The organism is Syntrophotalea acetylenivorans (genome assembly GCF_001887775.1).
In the GTDB taxonomy this organism is placed as follows: domain Bacteria; phylum Desulfobacterota; class Desulfuromonadia; order Desulfuromonadales; family Syntrophotaleaceae; genus Syntrophotalea_A; species Syntrophotalea_A acetylenivorans.
Map to the genome: position 1 here is coordinate 2,377,332 of NZ_CP015519.1, position 21,338 is coordinate 2,398,669.

19 protein-coding genes and 1 riboswitch are annotated in these 21,338 nt (G+C 54.5%); of the genes, 15 read left to right on the plus strand and 4 right to left on the minus strand.

Annotation, left to right across the window (positions count from 1 at the left end; all coding sequences use genetic code 11):
- Positions 1-62: 62 nt before the first annotated feature.
- The 4 genes from A7E78_RS10935 to A7E78_RS10950 form a co-directional block, all read right to left on the minus strand.
- Positions 63-1,592, minus strand: a complete 1,530-nt coding sequence (locus A7E78_RS10935; protein WP_072284306.1) for a sigma-54-dependent transcriptional regulator — start codon at positions 1,590-1,592, stop codon at positions 63-65.
- A gap of 17 nt (positions 1,593-1,609) precedes the next feature.
- Positions 1,610-3,298 (minus strand): GAF domain-containing sensor histidine kinase, encoded by a 1,689-nt coding sequence (locus tag A7E78_RS10940; protein WP_072284308.1) that lies wholly within the window; start codon positions 3,296-3,298, stop codon positions 1,610-1,612.
- Positions 3,299-3,361: 63 nt separating this feature from the next.
- Positions 3,362-4,507 carry an iron-containing alcohol dehydrogenase gene (locus A7E78_RS10945; protein WP_072284309.1) on the minus strand — a complete coding sequence of 382 codons (1,146 nt, stop codon included), beginning with the start codon at positions 4,505-4,507 and terminating at the stop codon, positions 3,362-3,364.
- A gap of 173 nt (positions 4,508-4,680) precedes the next feature.
- Positions 4,681-5,898, minus strand: a complete 1,218-nt coding sequence (locus tag A7E78_RS10950; protein WP_072284311.1) for a molybdopterin molybdotransferase MoeA — start codon at positions 5,896-5,898, stop codon at positions 4,681-4,683.
- Between the two features lie 360 nt (positions 5,899-6,258).
- A riboswitch (molybdenum cofactor riboswitch) is annotated at positions 6,259-6,378 on the minus strand.
- 724 nt (positions 6,379-7,102) lie between these two features.
- Between A7E78_RS10950 and A7E78_RS10960 the strand changes: the two genes are divergently transcribed.
- The 15 genes from A7E78_RS10960 (at position 7,103) to A7E78_RS11030 (ending at position 21,331) form a co-directional block, all read left to right on the plus strand.
- Positions 7,103-8,275: an iron-containing alcohol dehydrogenase gene (locus A7E78_RS10960; RefSeq protein WP_072284314.1), complete on the plus strand. Its 1,173-nt coding sequence runs from the start codon at positions 7,103-7,105 to the stop codon at positions 8,273-8,275.
- A gap of 766 nt (positions 8,276-9,041) precedes the next feature.
- Positions 9,042-10,214, plus strand: coding sequence for an iron-dependent methanol dehydrogenase (mdh, locus tag A7E78_RS10965; protein ID WP_072284316.1), 1,173 nt, complete (start codon positions 9,042-9,044; stop codon positions 10,212-10,214).
- A gap of 275 nt (positions 10,215-10,489) precedes the next feature.
- Positions 10,490-11,308 (plus strand): HesA/MoeB/ThiF family protein, encoded by an 819-nt coding sequence (locus A7E78_RS10970; protein ID WP_072284318.1) that lies wholly within the window; start codon positions 10,490-10,492, stop codon positions 11,306-11,308.
- 51 nt (positions 11,309-11,359) lie between these two features.
- On the plus strand, positions 11,360-11,857 hold the full coding sequence (folK, locus tag A7E78_RS10975; RefSeq protein ID WP_072284320.1) for a 2-amino-4-hydroxy-6-hydroxymethyldihydropteridine diphosphokinase: 498 nt from the start codon (positions 11,360-11,362) through the stop codon (positions 11,855-11,857).
- Between the two features lie 4 nt (positions 11,858-11,861).
- Positions 11,862-12,110, plus strand: a complete 249-nt coding sequence (locus A7E78_RS10980; RefSeq protein ID WP_072284321.1) for a PP0621 family protein — start codon at positions 11,862-11,864, stop codon at positions 12,108-12,110.
- 62 nt (positions 12,111-12,172) lie between these two features.
- A complete protein-coding gene (gene fsa / locus A7E78_RS10985) occupies positions 12,173-12,817 on the plus strand; it encodes a fructose-6-phosphate aldolase (protein ID WP_072284323.1) in 645 nt (214 codons plus the stop codon).
- A 176-nt stretch (positions 12,818-12,993) separates the two neighbouring features.
- On the plus strand, positions 12,994-14,151 hold the full coding sequence (gene sucC, locus A7E78_RS10990; protein ID WP_072284325.1) for an ADP-forming succinate--CoA ligase subunit beta: 1,158 nt from the start codon (positions 12,994-12,996) through the stop codon (positions 14,149-14,151).
- 67 nt (positions 14,152-14,218) lie between these two features.
- A complete protein-coding gene (gene sucD, locus A7E78_RS10995; protein ID WP_072284326.1) occupies positions 14,219-15,091 on the plus strand; it encodes a succinate--CoA ligase subunit alpha in 873 nt (290 codons plus the stop codon).
- Positions 15,092-15,276: 185 nt separating this feature from the next.
- The gene (gene def, locus A7E78_RS11000; RefSeq protein ID WP_072284328.1) at positions 15,277-15,795 is read left to right on the plus strand and encodes a peptide deformylase; all 519 of its coding nucleotides are present in this window, start codon (positions 15,277-15,279) and stop codon (positions 15,793-15,795) included.
- Between the two features lie 29 nt (positions 15,796-15,824).
- Positions 15,825-16,739, plus strand: a complete 915-nt coding sequence (gene fmt / locus A7E78_RS11005) for a methionyl-tRNA formyltransferase (RefSeq protein WP_072285131.1) — start codon at positions 15,825-15,827, stop codon at positions 16,737-16,739.
- 1 nt (position 16,740) lies between these two features.
- Positions 16,741-17,532, plus strand: a complete 792-nt coding sequence (locus tag A7E78_RS11010; protein WP_072284329.1) for a DUF116 domain-containing protein — start codon at positions 16,741-16,743, stop codon at positions 17,530-17,532.
- A 20-nt stretch (positions 17,533-17,552) separates the two neighbouring features.
- Positions 17,553-18,392 (plus strand): zinc metalloprotease HtpX, encoded by an 840-nt coding sequence (locus tag A7E78_RS11015; protein WP_072284331.1) that lies wholly within the window; start codon positions 17,553-17,555, stop codon positions 18,390-18,392.
- An 87-nt stretch (positions 18,393-18,479) separates the two neighbouring features.
- Positions 18,480-19,835 carry a 16S rRNA (cytosine(967)-C(5))-methyltransferase RsmB gene (gene rsmB, locus A7E78_RS11020; protein ID WP_072284333.1) on the plus strand — a complete coding sequence of 452 codons (1,356 nt, stop codon included), beginning with the start codon at positions 18,480-18,482 and terminating at the stop codon, positions 19,833-19,835.
- Positions 19,836-20,102: 267 nt separating this feature from the next.
- Positions 20,103-20,762 carry a ribulose-phosphate 3-epimerase gene (rpe, locus tag A7E78_RS11025; protein ID WP_072284335.1) on the plus strand — a complete coding sequence of 220 codons (660 nt, stop codon included), beginning with the start codon at positions 20,103-20,105 and terminating at the stop codon, positions 20,760-20,762.
- Positions 20,762-21,331 carry an NUDIX hydrolase gene (locus tag A7E78_RS11030; protein WP_072284337.1) on the plus strand — a complete coding sequence of 190 codons (570 nt, stop codon included), beginning with the start codon at positions 20,762-20,764 and terminating at the stop codon, positions 21,329-21,331. Before rpe ends, A7E78_RS11030 begins: the two co-directional genes overlap by 1 nt.
- Positions 21,332-21,338 lie beyond the last annotated feature (7 nt).

Genomic DNA, 21,338 nt, shown 5'->3' on the forward strand with positions numbered 1-21,338 from the left:
GTTCTGGATAATAGAGCCCCAATATTGATAGTAGGCAGTTAAGTTGTCTGTTGCGGTTGCCGCTAATTGTGCAGGTCGTATTTTTTGATCTTGCGGTGCAGCGTATTGCGGGCGATGCCAAGGACCCGGGCCGTTTCGGTAATGTTCCAGCGGTGCTGGACCAGAGTCTTTTTGATGGAGGCGGCTTCCGAATCCTTGAGACATTCGCTGCCGGGCGAAGCAATGCCTTTTTTGCGCATCACCGAACAGAGGCTCTCTTCGAGGCCGCGCAGGGAATGGAGCAGTTGGGTCAGTTCGCCTCCGGAGAGTTGTTCCAGAACCTCGGGCTTACCGTAATGTTCCCAGAACTTGTCCAGAGAAGGCTCATTGTTTTCAACGGGCGGTGCCGATGTATCCCGCTGCGGCACAACAACCGGTCGCGGCCGGTTGACGGACAGCTTGCCGGCAAAGTGCTTGGGTAGAATCTTCGGGCCGTCGCAGAGGGCGACCGCTTGACGCAGGGTGTTGGACAGTTCGCGGATGTTCCCCGGCCAGTCGTATTCGCAGAGCAGTTGAGTGATCTCTGTAGAAAGGGTGAGGTGGGGATTGAGCTGGCGGACAAAATGTTCCGCCAGCATGGGAATGTCTCCCTGTCGGGCGCGCAGCGGGGGGATCTCCAACTTAACCACGTTGAGACGGTAAAAGAGGTCTTCGCGGAAATCACGGCCGAGCATGGCTTGTTCAAGGTCGACGTTAGAGGCGGAAATAACCCGCACGTCGCTATGGACCATCTTTTCTCCGCCCAGGCGCATGAATTCGCCTGTTTCCAGAACCCGCAGCAGTTTGACCTGAATGGCCAGGCTGGCCTCACCGACTTCGTCGAGAAACAGGGTACCGTTATTGGCCAGCTCGAAAATGCCTCGGCGCATGCTGCCGGCACCGGTAAAGGAGCCCCGTTCGTGGCCGAACAGTTCGCTTTCGAGCAAGTTGTCGGACAGGGCGCCGCAGTTGATGGGGATAAACATCTGTTCGGCCCGGTGGGAGGTGGCATGGATAAAGCGGGCCAAGACCTCCTTGCCGGTCCCCGTTTCCCCTTGAATCAGGATGCTGATGTCCTTGCTCGCCAGGCGATAGGCAAGGGATGCCAGTTGCCGCATTTCCGGTGTGTTGCCCACCATGAATCCCTGGCTTTTGGCAAACTGACTCCACTCTTCTTCGTCTTTTTGCTTGCCCTGGGAGGCGGAGGCGGCCGCTTCCTGGATCAGCCATTCAATCTGCTTGATATCGTCAAAGGGTTTTTCAACATACTGATAGGCGCCCATCTGCATCGCTTTGACTGCCGTCTGGATGGTGCTGAAGCCGGTCATGATGATGACTTCGCAATTGGGCTGTTTGCGTTTGATATGTTTCAGCAGAGTCAGGCCATCCGTATCGGGAAGCTTCAAGTCGACCATGGCCACCTGAAAGGGCGACCCCTCCAGGGCACGCAGGGCTTCACTCTCACTAACTGCGGTAACCGTGCGACAACCTTTCCTGTCGAGCAGCCGGCGAAAAAAATTACAGACGGATTCTTCGTCGTCGATAATCAAAACATTGATGGGATGTGCAGCCATGCTTCTCCTCTTGGTCTTCAGACGGGTAGATGTTTAGTCGGTTGTGGCGGACTGGGCGGCAGCTTCAGAGAAAAGCAGCTACCTTTGCCGGGACTGCTTTCCACTTCCAGGGTGCCGCCGTGGGCCTGGGCGATCCCGAAGCTGACCGAAAGACCTAACCCGGTACCTTTGGTCGCTTCTTTGCTAGTGTAAAACGGGGTAAAGACATCGTCCAGTTTGTCCTTTTCTATGCCGGTTCCGTTGTCCCGTACAGAGACGGTCACCCAATCCTGATCCGGTCCCTGCTCTAGATAAGATTTCAGGTAGATGGTCTTTTCCCCGGTTTTATCCGTCAGGGCGTCTCTGGCGTTGATCAGCAGGTTGGTAACCACCTGCTGGATTTGTACGGCGTTGGCCATAATTCGCGGTAAGTCTTCAGCCAGCTGTTTGACAATGGTGATCTGTGTCGGGTCGACCAGATAGTTGACCAGACCAAGAGCCCGTTCGATCTCGCGGTTGAGGTTGGTCAAATCCATCGGGACCTGTTCCTGACGGGAAAAGGTCAGCAGGTTCTGGATGATACGCTTGCAACGCAGGCCGCAGTCAGCGATTTCTTTAAGGGAATCGCCTTGTTCCGGGTTGCCGGCCAGTTCAGCATATAAGAGTTGGGCTGTACCGATGACCACGGTCATCGGGCTATTCAGTTCATGGGCGACCCCCGCTGCCATCTCGCCAATGGCTGCCAATCGTGCCGAATGCATCAACTTGGCTTCCATTTGGGCTTTTTCGGTAATGTCCTTGATGATGATGGTCATTGCTACCAGTTCCTGCTCTTTGCCCAATACAGGATAAAAGGATAGATCAAGCTGGCGGCCTGTTTTTGTCTCCAGATGGCGGTAAATGGGACGGGGGTCTATGGCCAGCGTTTGCATCGGGCAGTTAGGACAGGGACTGTTGCGACCGTAAAGGGTAGTGAAACATTTCTGGTCCTGTTGCGACGGCTTTCCGTCGGGAAATAGTTCCGGCAACGGTCGATGGTTGTTGAGTTGAATATTGTATTCGGTATCTATCAACAAGATCGGTTCGGTGACGGCGTTAAAAGTCGCTTCCCAGCCTTGTCGTGCGCGGGAAACCTCTTCGTAGAGCTGGGCGTTCTGAATGCTGATGGCCAACTGTTCGGCCAGATGCTGAACAAAGCTGAGCTCTTCCTGGGTATAGGCCGACTTTTGGGAACTGCCGATCAGCAGCAGTCCCTGGTTGGCCGACTTATAATGCAGGGGAGCCACCACCAGAGAATGGAGCTGCTCCGCCAAATGGGGATACCCGGCGAAAAAGGGGTCGCTTTTAGGCAATTCGCCAAGGATCAAGGCCTCGTTGAGGTTCAGGGGCTCCCAGAGAACCGAATCGCGCGGTAGGGGTTGCGCTTGTCGAAAATGAAACGGGGGCAGCGCTTTGATCACCAGTTCATCGTTCTGCAACATGGCCAGGCCAAGCAAATCACAGGGCAAAGCTTCTGGCAACAACTGCTGGGCTTCGTTGAACATGTCTTCAACAGACATTTCCAGATGTAGGGCCCGGGTCAGGCGGTGCAGAATTTCGAGGCGGACATTTTGCCGGCGAATCTTTTCCTGACGCTTCTTCAGCTCGGCGTAATAGCTCAACTTGGACGCATTGACGCCGGTCAGGTCGGCTATTAGCTTATTTTTTCCGTCAGGCTTTTGGCTCACTATTGAGACCTCTGTCCAGGGCAGGAAAACTCATCTGTGGTTTTAAGCGACTTGCTTCAATCGCTAAAGGGCTTTGCGGAACAGTTCGGCAATATCTTTCGGAGTGGCCATGCGAGGGTTGGTGGCAATGCATTCGTCTTGCATGACATTGTCGGTCAGACGTTGAAGCTGGTCTTCAGAGAGCCCTAAGTCGGACAGGGATTGCTTCAAGCCAATATCCGCTACAAGTTTTTTAACCGCTTCAATAGCGTGCTCAGCAGCCGGCAATGGATCCGTTGAGCTGAGTCCCGCCATCGCCTGGGCGATCTGTTGAAATCGTTGGCGGCAGTCCGGTAGATTGAACTGCATAACATGGGGTAACAGGATAGCGTTGGCTTCGCCATGGTGAGTATCCATCAGACCGCCGACCTGGTGGGTCATGGCGTGGCCGGCGCCGAGTATGGCATTGGAAAAGGCAATGCCGGCATTAAGGCTCGCGAGGGCCATATTGGTATTGGCCTGCAGGTCGCTGCGGTCCGTTACGGCCTGGCGCAGGTTGCCGAACACCAAACGGACTGCTTTTAACGCATGCAGATCGGTCAAAGGGGTGGCGGCCAGGGAAACGTAGGCTTCGATCGCATGGGCCAGGGTATCGATACCTGTAGTAGCTGCCAGACGTGGATTAACCGTGGACAGCAAATTCGGATCGATCAGGGCAATATCAGGAATAAGGGACCGTGAGACAAAAGACATCTTCAGTCGGCGCTCGGTATTTACGATGCGAGCGAACTGGGTAACCTCGGTGCCGGTGCCGGCAGTGGTAGGAACGATGATCACGGGAGGCAGAGGCTGGTGAATCTTGTTGATGCCTTCATAGTCGGTCAGTTGACCGCCATTAGTGGCTAACATGGCTATGACTTTGGCCATGTCGGCGCAACTTCCGCCACCAACTCCGATGACGGCATCGCATTTAGCGGCTCGGTATCGTTCCAGGGCCACCTCAACTTCCGTGTCCTTGGGATTTGAGCTTAGCGCAGAAAAAATTTCGAATTCGACTCCCGCTGCGGCGAGGTATTCAGTTGCTTTGTCGATCCAACCGGTTTCCAGCAAACCGCTGTCGGTCACCACAAGGGCCCTGAAGGCACCGCTGCCTGCAGCGCTCTCGCCGAGATGTTGCAGGGCTCCCGGACCGAAGATGACTTCCGGAATGACAAATTTACTGATATTCATGGTTTGACCGCCGAGAAATGAGGTTTTTCCGCCCGTAATCTATTCTTTGACACAGCATCTGCTTCAAAGACTTAGCATAGATTATTAAAATACTATGGGTGAAGCTCGGCAGTCAATGTGAATTAATGCGGTATACCGCATAGTTCGCGTGATTGCGACGGTTAACGAGAACCTCAGTACTCAAGCATATCGGCGTAGCGGCTAAGTAAGTGGATGTTTACCTGGTCGCCGGCTTGAAAATGATCGCGATCTTCGGGCAGCAGCGCAAGGGCATCGGCCTGGACCATGGTCTTAAGAATGCCGGTGTTCTGATCGCCGGAGCAGCTAGCCAGATACTTGCCGTCTCTTACTTCAATGCTGACTCGCTGAAAATTGAGAACGCCGAGGCGTTTCTTGGTCAAGTCCGTCAGCAGTGTGGCTTCGATCAGGGGTTTGATGACTCGGCTGTGGCCCATCATTTTAAGCAGGGCGGGTCTGACCAGTTCTTCAAAGGTGACCATGGTCGATACGGGGTTGCCGGGCAGGCAGAAGATCGGCGTCTTGTCGAGGCGGGCAAAAGTGGTTGGTCGGCCCGGTTTGATTCCCACGCGGCAAAAGAGGGTTTCCGCACCAAGTTCGTCGAGTACGGTGCGGACAAAGTCGCGGTCGCCGGTCGATACACCTGCAGAGGTAATCAAGGCGTCGGCCTTGAGTCCTTCAAGCATCTTTTCCCGAGTTGCTTCGCGGGTGTCGCGGGCGATGCCAAGGATGGTCGGTTCGGCGCCGATTTCCCGCAGGGCTGTGGCCAGGGCCAAGGTGTTACTGTTAATGATTTTGTCTTCGGTCAGCGGATCTCCTGGTTCGATCAATTCATCCCCGGTCGCCAGGATGGCTACCCTGACCGGCCGATAAACCGAGACAAAGATCTTGCCAAAGGAGGCGAGCATACCGACCTCCGCTGGCCTTAGAATCGTGCCGGTGGGTACGATCACTTCTCCGCGCTGAACGTCTTCTCCTTTGTGGCGAATGTGAGATCCAGCTTTGACCGGCTTGGGGAAGTGAACGCCACCCTCGGTCTCTTCAGTATCTTCCACGGGCACAATGGCATCCGCTCCCTCCGGAAGGGGGGCGCCGGTCATGATCTTGACCACGGTGCCGGGTTCCATCGGGGACCCGAGGGAGCCGCCGGCAGGGATAAAACCGCTAACGGGAAGAGTGGTTGGTTCCTGGCAGTCGGCTGCACGCACGGCATATCCGTCCATGGCCGAGTTGGTCCAGCGGGGCATGTCCCACAGGGCCGTGATGTCTTCGGCGAGAACACGACCGCCGGCATCGAGAATGGACGCCCGCTCAAGGCCCATCAGGGGGACTTGGTTAAGAATGGTGGCACGGGCTTCTTCAAAGCTGGGCATAGAAACTTCCTTCCTAAATGCTTTGCTGGTAGCTGATTTCGGCACTCTGTAGAGATGCCTTGATATATGAAAACGAATATTTGTGAAGATTTAAATCTCAAAGGGCGCTGGCAGTTCTGCGCGGTACCCTGCTGCTGAGAATAAAGAGATATTACAATTTTATTCTGGCACTCACTTGCAGTACGAGAGACCTGCGATATAACTGTGTCCAGGCTTCAGCTTAGTTTTTAAACTGTAAGAAGAGCAATAGAACAACGTTTAACTTTCCCATGCGTTTTCGATCTTTAAGTTACGTGTCCGGAATTGAAAAGAGGTTCTTGTCCTTTCGGAAAGAACCTCCGGTGCGTCGAAACACAAGGTGCGGCGCAGAAGGACTCTCCTTTCCAAAGCGGGAGGTCGCACCGTTTCCAGCAAGACCCGTAGGCCTCTGACCTTGGAGTAGATATCTTTAGGTCGGTCGGCTCGGAGATCGATTAGATTGTATGTCAATGCGCAGCCCCGGATTCGCTCTTGAGAAAGGTCTTGAGATGACTTCCGGGGTTGATGTCAGTTTAAAATCCGGTTTGCGAAAGCCTTTCTGTGAGCGCTTTGCTGCAAAATTGTATGCGACGCTAGAAATTACACCAATGGTAGGGCTTTTTCAACAGAAAAGAGTGTTTGCGTGACCTCCGGGGGCGGGGTTTGAAGCGGACCCGGCGAGGACATGGTGCATAATGTAACACCCGCAAGAGACCCATAATGGAACACTTTGACACGTAATGTTTGCCCGGGTTGTTGTTTTATTGTTCGTTGGGCGTAATGGCGGTGCTTTTTGCTCCCCTGGGAGGAGGGTCTTGGTCGAGAAAATTAAACAGCGATTTGTTTTTCTCTTCAGGGGTTGCCAGCAAGGGCGCTGATGTTTGGCCGATTTGGAGGCTCTTTCAGGGAGGTTATGGGTCGGCGTTTGATCCCTTAATTGTTGCATTAATGGAGCGCTGGCATCCTAATTGCTCTATGTTTTGGCTCCGACGTTATGGCATCTTTAAACAGTGTTTTGTTTTTTTGATGAATAGTCTTGACAAAAGATGTTTATGTGCCAAAATCAATTTCAGTAAACAGAAAGGAAGGGGGGTGAAGGCGTAACACTTTAGAATTCTTTTGGTGGTAGAAGGCTTTATAATTGTGCAAGCTCTTTCAACAAACAAAATCTTGAGGAGGATTTACCATGCCTGTTGTTAATCTCGCTGACACTACTTACGGCTTCTTCATTCCTAGCGTAACTCTGATGGGTGTTGGCTCTGCTAACGAAGTTGGCGCTAAAGCTGCCGAGCTGGGCGCAAAAAAATGCATGATCGTTACCGATGCTGGCCTGAACAAGATGGGCGTGGCTGCTAAGATTCAAGATAACATCAAGGCTGCTGGTGTTGATTGCATTATCTATGATGGTGCTGAGCCTAACCCGACCGACAAAAACGTTCATGACGGCGTTAAGGTTTTCCAGGACAACGGCTGTGACTTCCTCGTTTCCTTGGGTGGCGGTTCTTCTCATGACTGTGGTAAGGGTATCGGCCTTGTTTGCGCCGGTGGCGGCCACATCCGCGACTACGAAGGTGTTAACCAGAGCTCCGTACCTTTGACTCCTCTGATCTCCATCAACACCACCGCGGGTACCGCTTCTGAAATGACCCGTTTCTGCATCATCACCAACACCGATACCCACGTTAAGATGGCTATCGTTGACTGGCGTGTAACTCCTCTCGTCGCCATTGATGATCCAGTACTGATGGTAGGTAAGCCTCCTGCGCTGACCGCCGCTACCGGTATGGACGCCTTGACTCACGCTGTTGAAGCTTACGTTTCGACTATCGCTACTCCGATCACCGACGCTTGCGCTGAAAAAGCTATCCGTCTGATCGCTCAGTGGTTGCGTCCCGCCGTTGCTCTGGGTGCTAACCTGGCCGCTCGCGATGCCATGTGCTACGCTCAGTTCCTGGCCGGCATGGCGTTCAACAACGCTTCCCTCGGTTACGTTCACTCCATGGCTCACCAGCTTGGTGGTTTCTACAACCTGCCTCACGGTGTTTGTAACGCCATCCTGCTGCCTTGCGTTTGCGAATTCAACATGATCGCTTGCCCGGATCGTTTCGCTGACATCGCCGAGTTCATGGGCGTTCCTTGCGAAGGCTTGACCATTACTGAAGCTGCTGCTGCTGGCATCGCTGCTATCCGCGAGCTGTCCGCTTCCATCGGCATCCCTGCTGGTCTGACCGACCTCGACGTTAAAGAAGCCGACTTCAAGATTATGGCCGAAAACGCCAAGAAGGACGCTTGCCAGCTGACCAACCCGCGTACCGCTACGCTGGAGCAGGTCATTGGTATCTTCAAGGCTGCTATGTAATTCTTAGCAACTTGATAGCAGGACCCGAAACGCCCGGCCTTTTGGCCGGGCGTTTCTTTTTGTGAAGTGACCGAAGTCGGGTTGTAGGTTTTTGGGAAGGGGAGGAGCTGCGTGGTTTTTAAAGGTCTCATTGAGTATGGATCGTTTAATTCCATGGGTGGTGGAGTGGCGGGCTGCCATAAACGATGTTTTGCGTTGTGGTATACGAAATGAAATAAAAAGTCACCGGGGCTACACGGGTGAAAGTTTTTAAGGTTGTGCTGGAAGAGGATATGTCTAAAGCTGGTCTTTCTGCCGCTGGTGATTTAAAGGTTTTTGTCTGCTTGCTGCCGCTTCGCCTCCAGGTTTGGAAGCCGTGAAAAGTTTATGCAAACATTGTTGTAAAATCGCATTTTCTTCCTTGTGTCGCTTGTCCGCGACTAAATAAATTATGAGTGGCTGAGATGATATTTGGGGTTCGTTCCTGGCGTGGGAAAAGTGGTTTTGCTACGCTGTTTGGTTAATGAAAAATACAGCAAATGGTTGCTTGTTCTGGTCTTATGTGTCTTGCAAAGTATAGAGAAATAAAGTGTTTTTTTATTTGCCAAGAGATTGGGCAGAGTTCATCATCCGTGATATGTCAAAGCTGGCGGGGATCAAGAAAATTGCAATAAACAATGTTTTAAAAAAATCGTTTGATTTGTTTTGAGATTTATAGTAAAAATTTCGCCGTGCAAAAACCTGTGTGGGGTTTTTTTTCTTCAACGCTTAACTAGGAGGATTCACAATGGCAGTTGTAAATCTCGCAGACACTACTTACGGTTTCTTCATCCCCAGCGTTACTCTGATGGGTGTTGGTTGTGCTAACGAAGTTGGCCCTAAGGCCGCTGAGCTTGGCGCCAAAAAAGTTCTGCTCGTCACCGACGCCGGCCTGAACAAAATGGGTGTTGCTCCCAAGATCGCCGACACCATCAAGGCTGCTGGCGTTGACTGCATCATCTACGACGGTGCTGAGCCCAACCCGACCGACAAGAACGTACACGACGGCGTTAAGGTTTTCGAAGACGAAGGCTGCGACTTCATCGTTTCCCTCGGCGGCGGTTCTTCCCATGACTGCGCTAAAGGTATCGGCCTTGTTACCGCTGGTGGCGGCCACATCCGTGACTACGAAGGCGTCAACAAGAGCACCGTGCCCATGACTCCCCTCGTAGCCATCAACACCACCGCGGGTACCGCTTCTGAAATGACCCGTTTCTGCATCATCACCAACACCGATACCCACGTCAAGATGGCTATCGTTGACTGGCGTTGTACTCCTCTGGTCGCCGTTGACGATCCCGTACTGATGGTTGGTAAGCCCCCGGCACTGACCGCAGCTACCGGTATGGACGCCCTGACTCACGCTGTTGAAGCTTACGTTTCGACCATCGCTACCCCGATCACCGACGCTTGCGCTGAAAAAGCCATGCGCCTGATCGCTCAGTGGCTGCGTCCTGCTGTTGCTCTGGGCGCCAACATCGAAGCTCGCGACATGATGTGCTACGCTCAGTACCTGGCCGGCATGGCGTTCAACAACGCTTCCCTCGGCTACGTACACTCCATGGCTCACCAGCTTGGTGGTTTCTACAACCTGCCTCACGGTGTTTGCAACGCTATCCTGCTGCCTTGCGTTTGCGAATTCAACCTGATCGCTTGCCCGGATCGTTTCGCTGACATCGCCGAGTTCATGGGCGTTGACACCGTAGGCATGACCCAGACCGAAGCTGCTGAAGCCGGTATCGCTGCTATCCGCGAACTGTCCGCTTCCATCGGCATCCCTGCCGGTCTGACCGATCTCGACGTTAAAGAAGAAGACTTCAAAGTAATGGCCGAGAACGCTAAGAAAGACGCTTGCCAGCTGACCAACCCGCGTACCGCTACGCTGGAGCAGGTCATTGGCATCTTCAAGGCTGCTATGTAATTCTTAGCAACTTGAAAGCAAGACCCGAAACGCCCGGCCTTTGGTCGGGCGTTTCTTTATTTGTCCTGCCTAGAGGTATCGAAAGATATCTCGATTTAGAATGTGCCGTTTGTGTGGGGTAAAGGTGCTCCTGGCCTCGTGATAGGGGTTGCTTTTCCGCAGGGTATTTGCGACCATTGACCGCTCTCTTTGCAATTGCCGGATAATCGAAATGGATTTGCAGGTGAGGGGGCGCCGTTCGGGACGCCCTCTCTGCTTTTATGTGGGGGAAGAACATGAAGGAAGTAATAGAGTGGCTTCAGTCGCGGATACAGGGAGACCTTCTGCCTTGGGCCGATCAGCAATCCGCAGCACATCGTTTTGGTCTGAGTTACCGCCAGGTAGAAGAAATGGCGTTGAAAAACGGTTTGTTGCCGGCCCGCTATCAACGCAATCGCAACATGATATCCCTGCAAGAACAGATACGTTTGTTCCATAGTCGGGCGGTTGTTATTGGTTGCGGAGGTCTGGGGGGCTATATCATCGAAGAGCTTGCACGGCTTGGCGTTGGCCATATTGTCGCGGTGGATTATGATGTTTTTGAGGAACATAATCTGAACCGTCAATTGCTGGCTACGCCCGATTTCCTTGGAATGAATAAGGTCGCTGCAGCAGCCCGGCGCGTTGATCGCTTAAACCCGTCAGTGGATTTGATCCCTGTGTGCGAAGCGTTTGGCTCTGAAAACGGGCGGCAGATATTGGCTGGTGCCGATATCGCCATCGATGGCCTGGATAGTATAACCGTTCGATTGGAGTTGGCCGAGGCTTGCCGCGCAGAAAATGTACCCTTGGTTTATGGTTCCATCGCCGGCTGGTACGGCTACGTTGGCAGCCAGTTTCCAGGCGAGCGTACCTTGGAAAAGATTTTTTCGGATGACACCGGAGGTCGAGGCCTTGAAACCGAGCTTGGCAACCCCTCTTTTACTCCTGCGGTTATTGCCAGCCTGGAGGTGGCCGAAGCCTGCAAAATACTCCTTGGTCGGGGCACGCCAGCCCGAAAGCGCTGTCTGTCCGTAGACCTTCTCGACATGGAATTCGTAGAAATCGAGTGCTAAAAGCATTTACCGGGCCGCCATGCCTGGACGTACATTGACGATGAGGAAAGTATGGTAACGGCCTTTCTTGGCCTTGGTGCCAATCTCGGTGATCGCCTGGGCTCTTTGCGTGGAGCCCGACAGGCTCTGGATAAATTGCCGGGGATCACCGTGGTAAAATCGTCGGCTCTGTACGAAACTGTCGCTGTGGGGGGGCCACCGGGGCAAGACGCCTATCTGAATGCGGTTCTTGAAATAACCACGACTCTATCGGCTGACAAGCTGCTGGAGAATTGTCTGGCCGTTGAAAAACAGTTCGGACGTGAGCGCCTTATCTATCATGGCCCGAGAACCCTGGACATCGATCTTCTTTTTTTTTCTCATCTCGTATGCGAAGACAGGGATTTGACGCTACCTCATCCACGCCTTCATCTGCGAGCGTTCGTCCTGATTCCTTTAAGAGACCTGGCGCCGGAGATGCTGCATCCTCTGCAGGGAAAGACTGTGCGCCAGTTGTGCGATGAGTTACCCTGTAATCAAGGGATTAAATACTTTTCTCGGACCTGGTGATCTGATGCGTTTTCTCCAATTTCTACTGTTGTTTTGGGTTTTTTACGCCCTGGTAAAGCTCCTTCGTGGTTCGACCAAGCGCCGCTCTCCGAAGCCGGAACCGGAAAAGACTGAGGCTGGCGAGGAGATGATTCAGGACCCTCAATGCGGTACCTATGTGCCGCGCAGTCTGGCTGTGGAGTTAGTAACCGATGGGCGAACCTACCATTTTTGCTCTGAAAAGTGCCGCGATGCGTTTCGGGATTCCCATTGAAGTTTCAGTTGATGCGTAGGATTTGTAGATAGTTTTATCCCCTTTTTTATAGGAGCCGGACCATGAAATTCTTTATCGATACTGCTGATGTAGATGAAATTCGCACTGCCCATGAAATGGGCCTGGTTGACGGAGTAACCACCAACCCATCACTGGTTGCCAAAAGCGGTCGGGACTTTAAAGAGGTCATCACCGAAATTACTACTATTGTTGATGGTCCCATTTCCGCTGAAGTGGTGGCTCTCGATGCGCCGGGCATGATCGATGAAGCGCGGGAGCTGGTCAAGATTCATCCCAATATTGTGGTTAAAGTTCCGATGACCGCCGAGGGCCTGAAGGCTACTCGCACTCTGGCAGACGAGGGCGTCAACATTAACGTAACATTGGTCTTTTCGCCGATTCAGGCCCTGCTGGCCGCCAAGGCGGGAGCAGCCTATATCTCTCCTTTCGTCGGTCGTCTTGACGATGTCGGTCATGATGGAATGGAAGGGATCGAGCAGATCCGCACCATCCTCGACAATTACGGTTTCGCTTCGGAGATTATCGTTGCTTCAGTGCGCAGTCCGTTGCATGTTCTTAATGCCGGCCTGATAGGCGCCGATATTTGCACCATCCCCTTTGGAGTCCTGCAGCAACTGGTCAAACATCCCCTGACCGATGTCGGTATAGAGCGTTTTCTCGCCGATTGGGAAAAAGTCCCCAAGTGATGGCGGCGCAAAAAGTCCGCCCTACTGTGTTGCAGCACTTTTTCAGGAATTCGACATACTGATGTATGCTTTCACCCCTGAAAAACTACTACGCCTTGTAGGTCGAAATTTTTGCTTAGCCCTCTCGTGGGGTTTTGCGAAATATTTAGGTGACTCTGTTTTAGGAAGAGGGCTGCATGAATCTTCATGAATATCAGGCCAAGGAGTTGTTTCGGGCCTATGGAGTGCCGGTGCCACGGGGCAGTGTCGCTGCTTCTGCTGCGGAGGCGCAGCGCCTGACGGAGGAACTGGGTGGCACCAGTGTGCTGAAGGCCCAGGTTTATGCCGGAGGCCGCGGAAAAGCCGGTGGTGTGAAGCTAGCTAAAACTTCTGCAGATGCGGGCGAATTAGCTGTCACCATGCTTGGGGCCACCCTGGTCACCCCCCAGACCGGTTCCGATGGTTTGCCGGTCGCTTGTTTGCTTGTTGAAGAGGCTGTCGCCATTGAGCGGGAGTTTTATCTTTCCATTACTCTCGACCGTTCTGTCTCCCGTTACTGTCTCATTGCCTCGGCTGCCGGAGGAGTCGACATCGAGGAAACGGCCAGTAGTGCGCCGGAACAGATTCATCGGCAACTCATCGATCCTTGCCTCGGGCTGCGCTCATTTCAGGCGCGTCGCTTAGCCATGGCCCTCGGTTTGCGAGGTTCGATATGCGAGGCAGCCGTCGATTTGATGCTCAATCTCTATCGACTGTTCCTTGAGAAAGACTGCTCTCTGCTTGAGGTTAATCCCCTGGTAACGACAGTTGACGGTCAATTGTTGGCTATGGATGCTAAACTCAACCTGGATGACAATGCTCTGTTCCGTCATTCGCAAGAACAGGCTCTTCTCGACCACAGCCAACTCGATCCCCTTGAAGTGCAGGCCGGGCGTTTTGATATCGCCTATATCAAGATGAGCGGACGTATCGGTTGTCTGGTTAATGGCGCGGGTTTGGCCATGGCGACTCTGGATGTGCTGCAGGAGTGCGGAGGCGAGCCGGCGAATTTTCTCGATGTCGGTGGCGGCGCCAGTCGGGAAAAGGTCGCCGAGGCATTTCGTATCATTCTTCAGGACCAGGAGGTCCAAGGGGTGTTCGTCAATATCTTTGGCGGTATCATGCGCTGTGATATCGTGGCCCAAGGGATTATCGATGCTGCCGGTGCAACATCGTGCCAGCTGCCTATTGTGGTGCGCATGGCCGGTGCCCAGGTCGATGAGGGTAAAGCGCTGCTGGCGGATTCCGGTCTCAACGTGACTTGCGTCGATGGCCTGGGGGAAGGTGCGGCGCGTATTGTTGCGCTGCTCGCTTGAGCTGTTGTGACACGCCTGGTCGTTGTTCTGTAGACAATGGACCGGATTTCGAAACGGATAATAGCCGATGGCAATATTAATAAATCAGGATTCGCGGATTGTAGTTCAGGGCCTCGGTCGGGCCGGGCTGTTTCATGCCCAGTCCTGTCGGGACTACGGCAGTTCAATTGTTGCCGGTGTCACTCCCGGCAAGGGCGGGGCATGCAGCGATAATATTCCGGTTTACGATACCGTCGCTGAGGCTGTGGAGCATGAAGCGGCCAATGTCTCGATGATTTTCGTGCCTCCGCCGGCTGCAGCGGACGCCATTCTTGAGGCAGCGGAAGCAGGAATTGAGCTGGCGGTCTGTATCACCGAAGGCATTCCCGTTCGCGATATGGTGCAGGTCAAGCAGGCTCTACAGGGCTGCGCCATGCGCCTGATCGGCCCGAATTGTCCCGGCGTAATAACCCCCGGCCAGTGTAAGGCAGGCATCATGCCCGGTGATATCCATCGTCCGGGCACGGTGGGGGTGGTCTCCCGCAGCGGTACCCTGACCTACGAAGCGGTTCAGCAACTCAGCGATGCCGGCCTTGGGCAGTCGACCTGTGTCGGTATCGGCGGCGATCCTATTATTGGCAGTGGTTTTATCGATATCCTCAAGCTCTTTAACGACGATCCGGCTACCGAGTCGGTCTTTCTTATAGGCGAGATTGGCGGGTCTGCCGAAGAAGAAGCGGCAAACTGGATTCAACGCCACATGCGCAAGCCGGTGGCGGCTTTTATTGCCGGAGTTACCGCGCCGCCCGGTAAACGCATGGGACATGCAGGTGCCATCGTCAGCGGGGGCAAAGGCCGGGCGGTGGACAAGATCGCTACTCTGCGAGGCTGCGGGGTAAAGGTAGCAACCAGCCCGGCTCGCATGGCCGAAGCCTTGATTGAGGCACTAAAAGGCTTTTAAAACAGGTGCTTGCAGCTTGTTTGCAGAGAGCGCAAAGGTTGACTTTTGGCCTTGAATAGCCCTATTATGGGATAATTATTCTATAGCCTGGTAGTTTTTGATAACGGTCCTATTAGGGCCTTTTTTACATCCAATACCGTTAATCAGCAAATCATACATCCGGTGTTGGAACATTGGCAGGATTCATGGCAATTTTAACGATTCGACACTATCCCGACCCCGTGTTGCAGCAAGTGGCGCAACCGGTAACCGAAATCGACGAGACCATCAAGACTCTGGCTCAGGATATGGCAGAAACCATGTATGCCGCACCGGGAGTGGGTTTGGCTGCTCCCCAGGTCGGTATCAGCCAGCGTTTGATTGTGCTTGATTGCGCGCCTAAAGGGGAACCGGCACAATTGATCACCGCGGTCAATCCCGAGATTGTAAGCCGCGAAGGCGAGCAGTTTGAAGAAGAAGGCTGTCTTTCGGTTCCCGAGTATTATTGCCGTATCCATCGGGCTCAAAAGGTTACAGTACGCTTTCTCGATCTGCAGGGCCAACCGCAGGAAATGGTCAGCGAGGGCTTCCAGGCTGTTGCCTTTCAACACGAGATCGACCACCTTGACGGTCTGCTCTTTGTCGACCATCTCTCTTCCCTGAAGAAGGGGATGTTTCGTAAAAAATATGTCAAAATCATGAAACAACAGGAGCAGCAACTGTGATCAAGGCGGGGAATATTCGTACCATTTTTATGGGCACGCCGGACTTCGCCCTGCACACGTTGCAAGGGCTTCTCGACTTCGGTGTGGATTTGTGCGCCGTCTATACCCAGCCTGATCGGCCACGGGGACGGGGCAAAAAGCTGGCACCGCCGCCGGTCAAAGAGCTTGCCGTACAGCACGGTATCCCCGTATATCAGCCTCTTAAACTGCGAGATCCGGCGGTGGTCGAGGAAATCAAGTCTTTGGCGCCCGATCTGATCGTAGTGGTTGCCTATGGGCAGATCCTGCCAAAAAGCGTGTTGGATATCCCCCGGTATGGCTGTATCAATGTTCATGCGTCATTACTGCCTCGCTATCGGGGCGCCGCTCCGATCAACAAGGCAGTGGTTGATGGCGAGCAGGTCACCGGGGTGACCACTATGCTGATGGATGTGGGTCTCGATACCGGCGATATGCTGGTCAAGCGGGCTACCGAAATTGGAGCAGAGGAAACCGCGGGAGAGCTTCACGATCGTTTGGCGTTGCTTGGTCGTGAAGCCATGGAAGAGACTCTGCAACGTCTCTGCGAAGAAACCCTTCGGCCCGAGCCTCAGGACGATGCATTGAGTTGCTATGCGGCGATGATGAAAAAAGAGGATGGCCGCATAGACTGGCAAAAAAATGCCTTGACCATTCATAACCTGGTCCGGGGTCTGACCCCATGGCCGGGAGCCTATACTACCCTGCAAGGGGAGACTCTCAAAATTGGCAGCACAGTGCCGGAAAATGGCGATGATGCTGACCCTGGTACGATCGTCGCGGCCGGTCCCGAAGGGGTGCGTATTGCCTGCGGAGACGGCACGCTTCTGGTGCGGGAACTGCAGCTTCCTGGCAAAAAGCGTCTTTCGGCGGCGGACTTTCTGCGGGGTCGAGCTTTGCTGCCAGGCACTATTCTGGGGGAATGACTTGAGTGAATGGACCTTAGAGGGCCGCTCCTGTCGGCCACCCTGGTTGTTCCTTTGCGTGCTCGGGATTATCGGCTTGTTGCTGGTTCTTGTGTCCTGGTTGGCCTGGTGGGTACCGAGCGTGGGCTTCGGAAATATCCATCCCGCATTATCGCGTTGGTTCGGTATTCTACTGGGTAGCATTGTGCTGGTGGTGTTGCTGGCGCTGGGGCAGCTCGGCCTGACTTTGTTCAGTGGCCGTGACCTGTTTTTTTCCGTTCATCTGCGGGGTCTGGCCATCCGCTACCTGCTGCCGGCGGTTATCTTTGTCGGCCGTTGTTTCGGCGCGGATCGCGACGCATTGCAGCGCTCCTTCATCACCGTCAACAATCAGTTGATCCGAGGCCGCAAACTACAAGTACCGGCCAGCCAGGCGGTCATTCTTCTGCCTCACTGTGTACAACTGCATGATTGTGCCGTAAAGGTTACCGGTGACATCGAAAAGTGTCTGCGGTGCGGCAAATGCGACATCGGAGACTTGGCTGAATTAGCACAAAGCCGTGGTGTGACCATTGCGGTTGCCACCGGTGGTACCCTGGCCCGGAAGATCTTGATGGAAACACGGCCCCGATTTGTGTTGGCGGTTGCCTGTGAAAGGGATTTGACCGCCGGTATCCGCGACGCCTATCCTTTGCCGGTATACGGCGTTTTCAACCGCCGTCCCCAAGGCCCCTGTTACAACACCGAGATCGATCTGGCCGAAGTCGAAGCAGCCCTCGACGCCCATGTTCTCTCCGATTCGGTCGATCACTGATTCAACGAGGTGCAAAGATTATGAATATAGTACGAACCGCTATCCTGATGACCGTTTTGACCCTGTTGCTGGTTTTTGCCGGCGGCCTGCTGGGAGGGCAGAGCGGTGCCCTGTTGGCGTTGGTTTTCGCCGGAGTAATGAACCTCGGCTCCTACTGGTTCTCCGATAAAATCGTGATTCGCATGTATCGTGGTCGCGAGGTGCAGCACGGTACCCTGTTTGAGGTGGTGAGGGAACTCTGCCAGCGCAACAGTCTGCCTATGCCGAAGGTATATACTCTGCCCCAGGCCACTCCCAATGCTTTTGCTACCGGCCGTAATCCGCAACATGCGGTGGTGGCCGCTACCGAAGGATTGGAGCGCATACTCAGCCGCGACGAATTGATGGGCGTCATGGCACATGAATTGAGCCATGTTCGCAACCGGGATATTCTGATCGGTTCCATCGCCGCCACGATCGCCGGGGCTATCGGTTATTTAGCTCATATGGCTCAGTGGGCCGCTCTGTTCGGCGGGCTGGGTGGCCGTGACGATGAGGACGGCGGTCCTTTCGGTCTGATCCTGCTGATGATTTTCGGACCTCTGGCCGCCATGTTGGTGCAGATGGCTATCTCCCGATCCCGGGAATACGCCGCAGACCGTGGTGGCGCTCAGTTGTGTGGCAATCCCCACAGTCTGGCCAACGCTCTGCGCAAGCTGGAAGACGCCAACCGGCAACGGCCCATGCCGCGGGTCAATGAGGCCACGGCCCATATGTTCATCGTCAGCCCGTTGCGTGGCGGTGGGTTGGCCGCTCTGTTTTCCACCCATCCGCCCATGGCGGAGCGAGTGCAGCGCCTGGAAAACATGACGGTCCTTTAAGGGCCTTTTGCAGAGCAATAGAAGGTATGGGGGCATGGTGACATGCCCCCGTTTCGTTAGCAGCATCATAAAAATCGAGGTGATTTGGTGAAAAAAAACGATCCCCGCAAAATGGCCTGGGAAATCCTGGCGCGGGTCGAGGAGGGCATGTTTTCCGATCTGGCGCTCGATGCGGCTCTGTCTAATGCATCGCAACTGGAAGATCGGGATCGTGCCCTGTTGACCGAACTGGTTTACGGGGTGTTGCGCTATCGTGGCCGCCTCGATTTTGCCCTGAGTCATTGTTGCAGCCAGCCGCTGCGAAAGGTTGAACCAGCGGTGTTGCGCCTGCTGCGTCTCGGCTGTTATCAAATACTGCTTTTAGACCGTATTCCGGTTCGGGCTGCGGTGCATGAAACGGTGGAGTTGGCCAAGCGCCTCGGTCTGAGTCGGGCCACCGGGTTTGTCAATGGTATCCTGCGCGCGGTCGATCGCCGGCGAGAAAGTATCCCCTGGCCGGATCCCCGGAAAGCCCCTCTTGCTCACCTGCAACATGTACTGTCTTTGCCCAAGTGGCTGGCCCAAACCTGGCTCAAAGAATTTGGCGCCGCCGAAGCTCTGGCGCTGGCCGAGGCTATGCTGCAAGTGGCCCCCTTTACTGTCCGGGTCAATAGCTTGCAGCAGGGTAGAGAGGAGTTCCTCGCCGCGTTGACCGACGCCGGTTATCAGGCAATGGCGACTGCCTATGCCCCTGAAGGAATCAGCATTGAAGGGGGCGGCTCGCGCCGCTTGCCCGGCGATGACCGGGGCGCGTATCAACTGCAGGATCAGGCCAGTATGCTGATCGCTCATCTATTGGCGCCTCAACCCGGCGAACGGTTGCTCGACGCCTGTGCTGCCCCAGGGGGCAAGACCACCCACCTCGCCGCCCTGGCGGATAACCGGGCCGAGATTATGGCTCTGGATATTTCCGCTGCCCGATTGGCCCTGGTGGAACAGAGCGCCCTACGTCTCGGAACACAGGGCATCAGCTGCCGCGCATGGGATCTGACCGCTGCTCCCGATTTTCTCAAAAACGGGAGCTTTGACGGGATACTGGTCGATGCTCCCTGCAGCGGTCTCGGTACTCTGCGTCGTAACCCGGAGAGCCGCTGGCGGCGGCAACCGGCCGACCTGGCGGTTAATGCCGAACGCCAGTTGGCTATTCTGAGTCGGGCAGCTCCTTTACTGCGCACCGGGGGTCGGCTGGTCTATTCCCTCTGTACTTTCACTCAGGAAGAGACCGAGGGCGTGGTGCAAAAGTTTCTTGCCGCCTATCCCGAATTTGAGCGCATCGACCTGCGCTTGCAGGTACCGGAGGCCTGGCGTGAGCTATTTGATGAGCAGGGCGCTCTGCGTACTTGGCCCCATCATCACGGCGGCATGGATGCCTTTTTCGCCGTCGGTTTTCGTCGAAAGGCCTGAGGGAGCTTTTTTGCTGGGGAAGTGACAGCAAATCTGGTAATAATCAAAACCTGGAAAGGCATCTTACGCCCGCTCCTTTCAGTCGCTTAAGCCGCAAAGGCGCCAAGAAAACCCAGTTTTTGACTTTCTTTGCGACTTTGCGGCTTGAGTGAGCGTAGCGAATGGGTGTGAGGATAGAACTTGGACTTCAAGGTTTGGGTTGGTTCTCGAACCTGTTTGCCATTTAGTCGACCTCGTCCAATAGCCTCAATTAAGGGAATCCATTATATGATCAAGATCGCCCCATCCATCCTGTCCGCTGATTTTGCCCGCCTGGGCGATGAGATCCGCGCCATAGAAGCCGGTGGCGCCGACTACGTCCATATCGATGTCATGGACGGCCATTTTGTGCCCAACATTACTATCGGCCCGCTGGTGGTGGATGCGGTTCGCAAGGTTACCGACATGCCTCTCGACGTCCACCTGATGATTGAAAATCCCGATCAGTATATTCCGGACTTTGCCAACGCCGGGGCCGATATCATCACCGTTCATTATGAAGCGGTGCCGCACCTGCATCGTACCGTCCAGTTGATTCACGGTCTGGGCAAGAAGGCTGGCGTTTCCCTCAATCCGGCCACTCCGGTTTCGAGCCTCGAGGTTATTCTCGACGAGCTCGACCTGGTACTGCTGATGAGTGTCAATCCGGGATTTGGCGGTCAGAACTTCATCCCTTCCTGCCTGTCCAAGATCGAAGCTCTGCGCAACGAGATAGAGCGCCGCGGCCTGAATATCGAGCTTGAAATCGACGGCGGCGTCAAGCCCGCCAATATTGCTGCCATTGCTGGCGCCGGCGCCGATGTTTTCGTGGCGGGTAGCGCGGTATTCGGCACCCCCGATTATCAAGCGACCATTGCTGAGTTGCGCCGGCTGGCCGAGACAACCTGATGCTTGATCCGGCTGCTGTCAAAGCGGCTCTGGCCCGTCATGCCTGTCGAACCATCGATCCCGGTGTGTTACGGCCTGCAGCAGTGTTGCTCACCTTTTACCCTAAGGACAATAGTGATACCCTGCTCTTTACCCGGCGTACCGAGCACTTGCCTGATCATGCCGGAGAGATTTCCTTTCCCGGAGGTCGCTGGCAGGAGGGAGATGCCGATTTGACCGCCACCGCCCTGCGGGAGACCGAAGAGGAAATGGGTGTAGCGCCGCAGGACGTGACGATTCTGGGGCGGTTGGACGATTTTGTTTCCGTCTACGGCTATCACGTCACCCCCTTTGTCGGTACTTTGCCGACGGCTTATCCCTTTTGTGTCGACCATCGGGAGATCGCCGAGGTGATCGAAGTACCTTTGAAGAAACTCTGTGATCCGAAGATTTTTCACACCGAAAATTGGCGGCACAAGGGGCGGCTGTATCCGGTGGGGTTCTTTTCCATCGGCCGGCACCCGATCTGGGGCCTGACCGCGGCAGTCCTGCGTCAGTTTCTACAGCGTATCGAGGTGATCGACTGGTAACCAGGGA